General features: G+C 64.8%; 2 protein-coding genes. Both read right to left on the bottom strand.

Translation table 11 applies throughout. The features are described 5' to 3' along the window. On the bottom strand, positions 1-211 hold a 211-nt coding region (locus tag ABD371_RS35650), incomplete at its 3' end, for a hypothetical protein (protein ID WP_344486912.1). Between the two features lie 90 nt (positions 212-301). Continuing rightward, a partial coding sequence (locus ABD371_RS35645; RefSeq protein WP_344486909.1) for a condensation domain-containing protein occupies positions 302-1,834 on the bottom strand: 1,533 nt, incomplete at its 5' end.

Raw genomic sequence — 1,834 nt, 5'->3', positions numbered from 1 at the left:
CCCGCACCACAAACCGCGCACCCACCTGCGGATAACGCACCAACAACGCCTCCGCCGCACCCCTCAACCGACCAGCATCAACCCTCCCCTCCAACCCGAAAACCAACTGCACCACATACACATCCGGACCCTCCACGTCATACACCGCATGAAACAACAACCCCTCCTGCAACGGCGACAAAGGCAAAATATCCTGGAATCCCTGCTGCATTTGGAGTACCTCTCTCATGGAAAACGGGCATGCCAAAGGAGCGCTCGTTCGCTCCGGACGGCTATCGAGCGGCGGAAGGAGAGTTCTTCGCTACAGCTGGGCTATCTGGTCGATTTCGGTTTGGGTGAGAGTCACCAACGGAAGATCCGACGGCGTCCGCCCCCCAGCACCCGGACGCTCCGCCTCCTCCACCAACTCGGCCAGAGCAGCCACCCACACATCCCCGAGTTCCTGCACTTGGCTCCCGGTCAGCACCTCGCCGGCCCAGGTAAGAGTGAAGGAAACCTCCGGCCCCTCCGGAAGATCACGCGTCACCGCGTTCACCGCGAGAGCATGCGTCAACGGCATCCGCTCATCCGCACCACCACCCAACACCCCCGCCTCCACCGCAGGAGCCCAGTCCTCATCCCGCCCCGCAGGAAAACGACCCAAATAATTGAACGCCACCGACGCCGACGGCAAACCCGCCAGCACCCGCCCCGTCTCAACATTCAAATAACGCAACAAACCAAACCCCACACCACCGTCCGGAACCCCCCGAACCGACTCCTTCACCCCCTTCAACACCCCACCCACACCCGCGTCCGTGCCCGTGTTCAGACGGACCGGATACACCCCCGTAAACCACCCCACCGTCCGCGACAGATCCACCCCCGCCACGAACTCCTCCCGACCATGCCCCTCCACATCCACCAACAACGACCCCGCACCAGCCCCACCGCCGAACCCGGACCAGCGGCCGAACGCCACCGCCAACCCCGCCAGCAACACCTCGTCCACACCACAGAAGAACACCGACGACACCCGCGACAACAACCCCGACGACACCCCCGCCGGCAACACCCACGACAACGACACCGCCGAACCCACCACATCCCGACCCGCATCCAAACGACGCGAACCCACCACCACATCAGGACCCGACAACACCCCCGACCACAAACCCAGCTCCCCCACCCGACCCACCCCCGAAGCCTCCTCAACCAACAACCGCGCCCACCGCCGAAACGACGTCCCCACCCCCGGCAGAACCACCACCCGACCCTCCGACAACGCCCCCCACGCCACCCCCAGATCCGACACCACCACCCGCCACGACACCCCATCAACCACCAGATGATGCGCCACCACCAACAACCGCCCCGGAACCACACCACCCCGGTCGAACCACACAAACCGCACCATCACCCCACCAACCGGATCCAACTCCCCCGCAACCTCACGCCCCACCGACCCCACCAACACACCCAAATCAGCATCCGACACACCCCACGCATCCACCCGCCGCACACAATCAACCGCCCGCACCACCCCCACACCCCCCACATCCAAACCCCACCCCTCCCCCACCCCCACCAACCGCGACCGCCACACATCGTGACGATCCAACACCGCCTGCACCACACCCCTCACCACACCCAAACCCACACCACCCGGCACCCTCACCACCACCGACTGACAAAACCCCTCAAACCCCGGACCACCCACCCCACCAAACCCAAACATCACCGGCGTCAACGGCAACACCCCCACACCCTCACCATCACCCACCACCCCCACCACACCCACATCCCGCGCCACCACCGCCAACCCACCCACCGACTGACGCTGAAAAACCTCACG

This window comes from Streptomyces amakusaensis (assembly GCF_039532665.1).
Taxonomy (GTDB): Bacteria; Actinomycetota; Actinomycetes; order Streptomycetales; family Streptomycetaceae; genus Streptomyces; species Streptomyces amakusaensis.
The sequence above is the reverse complement of the archived record's forward strand: the minus strand, read 5'-3'. Positions and strand labels throughout refer to the sequence as shown.